Source organism: Actinomadura sp. NPDC048032 (assembly GCF_040653175.1).
In the GTDB taxonomy this organism is placed as follows: domain Bacteria; phylum Actinomycetota; class Actinomycetes; order Streptosporangiales; family Streptosporangiaceae; genus Spirillospora; species Spirillospora verrucosospora.
In genome coordinates this window covers 1-4,528 of the sequence record NZ_JBEZJP010000549.1, presented here as the reverse complement: position 1 = coordinate 4,528, position 4,528 = coordinate 1, and the positions used below count along the sequence as shown (strand labels likewise).

The 4,528-nt window shown below is 72.5% G+C and carries 4 protein-coding genes and 1 pseudogene; 2 read left to right on the top strand and 3 right to left on the bottom strand.

Annotated elements, in window-relative coordinates; translation table 11 throughout:
* Positions 1–853: enoyl-CoA hydratase-related protein (locus AB0C69_RS38650; protein ID WP_360360992.1), on the bottom strand; the 853-nt coding region annotated here is incomplete at its 3' end.
* Positions 854–857: 4 nt separating this feature from the next.
* A complete protein-coding gene (locus tag AB0C69_RS38645; RefSeq protein WP_353835106.1) occupies positions 858–1,760 on the bottom strand; it encodes an SDR family NAD(P)-dependent oxidoreductase in 903 nt (300 codons plus the stop codon).
* A 245-nt stretch (positions 1,761–2,005) separates the two neighbouring features.
* On the opposite strand from AB0C69_RS38645, the gene AB0C69_RS38640 reads away from it, so the two are divergent.
* A complete protein-coding gene (locus AB0C69_RS38640; RefSeq protein WP_360360990.1) occupies positions 2,006–3,070 on the top strand; it encodes a dihydrodipicolinate reductase in 1,065 nt (354 codons plus the stop codon).
* A 13-nt stretch (positions 3,071–3,083) separates the two neighbouring features.
* Here AB0C69_RS38640 and AB0C69_RS38635 read toward each other — a convergent pair whose 3' ends face one another.
* Positions 3,084–3,773 carry a DedA family protein gene (locus AB0C69_RS38635; RefSeq protein WP_345183232.1) on the bottom strand — a complete coding sequence of 230 codons (690 nt, stop codon included), beginning with the start codon at positions 3,771–3,773 and terminating at the stop codon, positions 3,084–3,086.
* Positions 3,774–3,926: 153 nt separating this feature from the next.
* On the opposite strand from AB0C69_RS38635, the pseudogene AB0C69_RS38630 reads away from it, so the two are divergent.
* A pseudogene (locus tag AB0C69_RS38630) lies at positions 3,927–4,528 on the top strand (glutathione S-transferase family protein); the annotation flags it as partial.

Below are 4,528 nucleotides of genomic sequence, written 5' to 3'. Positions count from 1 at the left end.
GGCGGGCGCCCTGGCGGCGGCCGGGCACGCGCTGCGCGGCCACCGGGTCCACGTGATGTCGGTCAACGACTGACCACCCGGCGCCCTCCAGCGCGGCCGCCATTCCCTCGGCGAGGTCCTCGCTGAAGAAGGCCAGCGTCTGCACGGCCGTCTCCGCCATGAGCTGCCGCCGCAGACCGGGAACGTCCAGGGACGCGTTGAGCAGTTCCTTCGTGCGGCTCAGGCCGTAGGGCGACCTGCCGAGCAGCTCGTCGGCGAGGGCCTGGGCGGCGGCCAGGTCCCCGCCCTCGGGGGCGATCTCGGTGACGAGGCCGAGGGCGTCGGCGCGCGCCGCGTCCAGGCGCTGCGCCCGGTAGCAGACCTCCGCGGCCTTCGCCGGCCCGACCAGGCGCGGCAGCAGCCAGGACAGACCGCAGTCCCCGGCCGAGAGCCCGAGGTCGACGAACGGCACGACGAAACGGGTCGTCGGGTCGGCGACCCGCAGGTCGCAGGCCAGCGCCCAGGACACGCCCATGCCCGCGACGGGGCCGCGCAGCGCCGCGATCACCGGCTGCGGGATCTCCCGCAGCCGCGCGGTGACCTCGCCGCCCCGGGCGATGCCCCGGTAGAGCCGCTGGACGCGGCCCTCCCCGGACGCGCCGCCCGGGTCGCCGCCCTGCAGGTCCATGCCCGAGCAGAAGCCGCGGCCCGCGCCGGTCAGCACGACCACCCGGGTGGACGGGTCGCGCATCAGCCCGTTGAGGACGTCCAGCATCTCCTCGGTCAGCGCGCCGTCGACCGCGTTCAGGCGCTCCGGACGGGACAGGGTGATCGTGAGCACCCCGTCCCGCCGGTCGAGCTCGATCCCGGCCAACGGCTCAGGACGTGAGCTGCTGGATCAGCGGGCCCATCTGCTCGCCCACGTTGCCGAACACGGTCAGCGGCTCCGCCGCGCCGATGGCCGCCCAGTTGTCCCGGACGTCCTCGACCGACAGCGTCTCCTTCTGCCCGTAGCCGGGGCCCTCCGCCACGAAGATCTTCGCGATCCGGCCGCCGCCGACCGTGTAGACCTGGCCGGAGTCCTCGATGGACTCGTGCACGAGGTAGGCCACGAGCGGGGTGACCTGCTCGACGCCGAGCTTGTCGGCGAAGTCGGCGGGCAGCAGGTCCTCGGTCATCCGGGTCCAGGCGACCGGGGCGATCGCGTTGGCCTTGATGTTGTACTTGGCGCCCTCCTGGGCGAGGGTCTTGGTGAACCCGACCAGCCCCATCTTGGCCGTGGAGTAGTTGGCCTGGCCGAAGTTGCCGAACAGGCCCGCGGGCGAGGAGGTGTTCACGATCCGGCCGTAGCCCTGCTCGCGCAGGTGCGGCCAGGCGGCGCTGGAGACCAGGAACGAGCCGCGCAGGTGGACGGCGATGACCGAGTCGAACTCCTCGACCGACATGTTCTTGAACGACCTGTCGCGCAGGATGCCCGCGTTGTTGACGACGATGTCGACCTTGCCGAACGCGTCCAGCGCGGTCTTCACGATCGCCTGCGCGCCCTCTGGGGTGGCGACGTTGTCGGGGTTCGCGACGGCCTCGCCGCCGTTCTTCTTGATCTCGTCCACGACCTCCTGGGCGGGGCCGGCGGAGGCGCCGGTACCGGTCCGGTCACCGCCGAGGTCGTTGACGACGACCTTGGCGCCGCGCGCGGCGAGCTCCAGCGCGTGCTGCCGGCCGAGGCCGTGACCAGCCCCGGTCACGACCGCCACGCGGCCGTCGTAGCGCAGTTCCGACATCTCGTGTCTCCTCACATCGCACCGACTACGCCCCCAGGTAATCATCAAGGGGTTACCCAGTGGTACCACTAAACCGAATCCCGCTCGGCCGCGACCCCCGGGTTCCTTCCCGGCTGGACGCCGGACCAGTCCTGCGTACGATGGGACATGCGAGGAAGTTGCGCCATTTGCCGCAATTCCCTCCGTGCCCACCGCGTAGTCTCCTCCCCCGTCGGCATCACGAGGAGCAACGGAGGTCTCGTGCGATGAGCACCGCCACCGCGTCCGCGCCCGGCCGCCGCTACCGGGTGGTGCAGTGGGCGACGGGCGCGCTCGGGCGCAGCGCGATCCGGGGCGTCCTCGACCGCGACGACATGGAGCTCGCCGGCGCGTGGGTGCACACCCCCGCCAAGGTGGGCTCCGACGCCGGGACGCTCGCCGGGCGCGACCCGGTCGGCGTCGCCGCGACCGGCGACCTCGGCGAGATCCTCGGCCTGGACGCCGACTGCGTCCTCTACGCCCCGACTCCCAAGTCCGACCGGTTCGCCGAGCTGGACACGATCTGCGCGCTGCTCGCGTCCGGCAAGAACCTGGTCTCCCTCACCGGGCTGGTCTACCCGCGGGCGCACGGCCCGCTCTTCGTCAACGAGCTGGAGCAGGCCTGCAAGCGGGGCGGAGTGTCGGTGCACGGCAGCGGCGTCAGCCACGGCTTCATGGCCGACGTGATGCCGCTGGTGCTGTCGCGGCTGTCGCGCCGGATCACCCACGTCTACGCCCGCGAGTGCTCCGACTTCGCCCGGCACCCGTCCTGGCGTCTGGTCCACGACCTGCTCGGGTTCGGCAAGGACGAGGAGGAGTACCTCCGCGCGCTGCGCCCCCACCGGGCCGCGATGCGGACGCTGTTCTCCGAGAGCCTGCACCTGGTCGCCGCCGGGCTCGGCATCGAGCTCGACGAGATCGACGTGGACGTCGACCACCGGCTGGCCGGCGCCGACCTCGCCACCGCCGCCGGTCCGATCCCGCGCGGCACGGTCGCCGCCGACCGCTGGACGTTCAACGGCTTCGCCGCCGGCCGGCCGGTGATCACCGTCGAGATCGTGCACAAGGCCGACGCCGCGCGGATGCCCGACGTGTGGGGGCGGCCCGGGTACTCGCTGCGCGTGGACGGCCGGCCGCCGCTCACGCTGACGGCCGGCGAGGAGTGGGTCCGCGACGCCATCTCCGCCGCGTCCGCGCACGCGCTGAACTCCGTCCCGGCCGTGTGCGGGGCCGACCCCGGCATCCGCACCTACCTGGACCTGCCGATGATCAGCGGGCGGATGCACCTCTGAACGCGCCCGCCCGTCAGGACGGCAGCGTCGGCGCCGACTCCGCCTCCTCGCCGTCCCCGGCGACGTCCTCGGAGGCCTGGGCCTCGGCCTCCTCGCGGGCCTCGCGGCGGTGCCTGCGGACGCTCCACACCACCAGCGCGACGACGGCCGCCGCCGCCAGCCCGATGGCCAGGCCCCGGCCCGCGAGCTTGGCCGCGTGCTCGAACGCCGTGCCCGCGAAGAAGCCGCCGAGCGTGAACGTCACCACCCACGTGACGCCGCCGATGACGTTGAAGAGCAGGAACTTCGGATACGGCAGCCGCGAACTGCCCGCGAGCGCCGGCATGAGCGCCCGCAGCAGCGCCGTGAACCGGCCGATGAACACCGCGAACGCGCCGCGGCGGCGGATCATGTCCTGCGCGGCCGCGACCTTCGACCGGTGTCTTCGCATCATCTTGACGTCCAGCAGCCGCGGCCCGTACTTGCGGCCGATCTCGTAGCCGACGGAGTCGCCGGCCACCGCGGCGACCACCGCGACGACCAGCAGCAGCGGCAGCGACAGCACGTGCTGGCTGGCCAGGACGCCGCCGACCACGATCGCTGTCTCGCCGGGGAACACGAAGCCGACGAACAGCGCGGCCTCCGCGAACACCAGCGCCGCGATGATCAGATAGATCATCGCCGGTGGAAGGCCGTCCACCAGGGCGTTGAACTGCTCGAGCATGGACCCCCGCCACCTCGTCGATCCGCCGGTCGGCCGTCGCGGCCGTTTCACACTGGATACCGACGGTTATGGTAGCCGCGAGGTTCCCGTATCCGGATCGCCCTCAGGTGCCGGACCGGGGGCCGTCCTCACCTACTTCGGAGGGAGACGGGCATGAGCGTCCAGGAGGTCGAGGGAGGCCGCTTCGTCCGTCAGGCGAACCGGTTCACCGAGCGGATCACGGCGGACGGGTCGAGCGGACTGCCCGCCGAGCCCGGGCGGTACCGGCTCTTCGTCTCCTACGCGTGCCCGTGGGCGCACCGCACCCTGATCGTGCGGCGGCTCCTCGGCCTGGAGGACGCGATCGGCGTCGGCGTCGTCGACCCCATCCGGGACGAGCGGGGCTGGCGGTTCCCCGACCGCGACCCGGTGACCGGCGCCGTCTTCCTCTCCGAGCTGTACCTGTCCACCGACCCGGCGTTCCAGGGCCGCTACACCGTGCCCTGCCTCTGGGACACCGAGACCGAGCGCCTGGTCACCAACGACTTCCCGAACATCACCACGATGTTCGAGACGGAGTTCACCGCCCACCACCGCCCCGGCGCGCCCGACCTGTACCCCGAGGCGCTGCGCCCCGAGATCGACGAGCTGAACGAGCTCGTCTACCAGACCGTCAACAACGGCGTGTACAAGGCGGGCTTCGCCACCTCGCAGGGCGCCTACGAGGAGGCCTTCGACGCCCTCTTCGACACCCTCGGCCGGCTGGAGGAGCGCCT